This window comes from Photorhabdus hindustanensis, from assembly GCF_002968995.1.
In the GTDB taxonomy this organism is placed as follows: domain Bacteria; phylum Pseudomonadota; class Gammaproteobacteria; order Enterobacterales; family Enterobacteriaceae; genus Photorhabdus; species Photorhabdus akhurstii.
Map to the genome: position 1 here is coordinate 1 of NZ_PUWT01000188.1, position 1,140 is coordinate 1,140.

The window sequence follows — 1,140 nt, forward strand, 5'->3', positions numbered from 1 at the left end:
GAATGTCYGTAAATGTTCAATCACCCGTTCATTTTATCCTCTGTAATACTCCGGTCATCTCACCTTGTTCTTCCTCTCCGGCCCCTGCACGCTACTGCTTCCTTATCTTCACCTGGAGACTGACACCATGAGCCGTAGCCGATATACCCCGGAACAAAAACAACACCATGTGGCCCAATGGCGCCACAGTAACCTGACCCGAAAACAGTATTGCGAACAGCATCAGCTGAGTTTTTCCTCTTTCCGCGACTGGATTGCCGACAGTCACAAAATGCGCCAACCTCTCAGCCAGACACTGCCCGCACTCTTGCCGGTTTCACTCCAGCCTGACGACGCGCCCACCGTCACCCTGCATACCCCAGACGGCTATGCCATCGCCTGTCCCTTGACGCTGTTGCCTGACGTGATGCGGGTACTGGCCCGATGCTGAAACCGCAACAGCTTTTTCTGGTGCGAGAGCCCGTCGACATGCGCCGGGGCATCGATGCCCTGACCCAGCACCTGGAGGGACTAAATTTGCGCTGGCAGGACGAAGCCGCTTTTATTTTCTGCAACAAGGCCCGCTCCCGTCTCAAGGTGTTGCGCTGGGACCGACACGGCGTCTGGCTGTGTACCCGCCGTCTGCACCGGGCCCATTTTGTCTGGCCGAAGCAGGGCGAGCGCAGCTGGGTGATGACGCCCGCCCAGTTTGACTGGCTCATCCGCGGTATTCACTGGCAACAGGTCGAGGGAGATGACCTGTCCGGCTGGCGAAGCTAATTCCGCTATCCCGGTCACGCTTTTACCGGATAACGACGGGGAATTATCCGGTACACTGTCGGTATGACGCTCCATGACTTAATCGCGCTGGATGACCCCGGCCAGTTCCGCCTGCGGGCACTGGCGCTGCTTCAGCAACAATGTGATTATATTCGCCAGCTGGAAGAGGCCCTGAAACAGGCGCAACGCTGGCGTTTTGGCGCGCACAGCGAAACCCTGCCTGCCGGTCCGCTGATCTTTTTATGAGGTACAGTCATGCAGAAGAAGTCTATTTATGTCGTCTATACTGGCGGAACTATTGGGATGCAACACTCATCTCAGGGATACATTCCCGTTTTCCGGGCATTTACAGCGTCAATTAACAAAGACTGCCCGAATTCC

At 56.3% G+C, this 1,140-nt stretch carries 2 protein-coding genes and 1 pseudogene; all 3 read left to right on the top strand.

The window, feature by feature from the left end; genetic code table 11:
- Positions 1-127 precede the first annotated feature (127 nt).
- Complete coding sequence (tnpA, locus tag C6H66_RS25205) at positions 128-430, top strand: IS66 family insertion sequence element accessory protein TnpA (RefSeq protein ID WP_105397067.1); 303 nt, start codon at positions 128-130, stop codon at positions 428-430.
- A complete protein-coding gene (gene tnpB / locus C6H66_RS25210) occupies positions 424-759 on the top strand; it encodes an IS66 family insertion sequence element accessory protein TnpB (RefSeq protein WP_105397050.1) in 336 nt (111 codons plus the stop codon). Before tnpA ends, tnpB begins: the two co-directional genes overlap by 7 nt.
- A gap of 63 nt (positions 760-822) precedes the next feature.
- Positions 823-990 (top strand): annotated as a pseudogene (locus C6H66_RS25215) (IS66-like element ISPlu20 family transposase); the annotation flags it as partial.
- Positions 991-1,140 lie beyond the last annotated feature (150 nt).

What these genes read in the sequence shown, in the direction of transcription:
- tnpB (WP_105397050.1), top strand. Translation starts at nt 424, where the DNA reads ATGCTGAAACCGCAACAGCTTTTTCTGGTGCGAGAGCCCGTCGACATG.
- tnpA (WP_105397067.1), top strand. Translation starts at nt 128, where the DNA reads ATGAGCCGTAGCCGATATACCCCGGAACAAAAACAACACCATGTGGCC.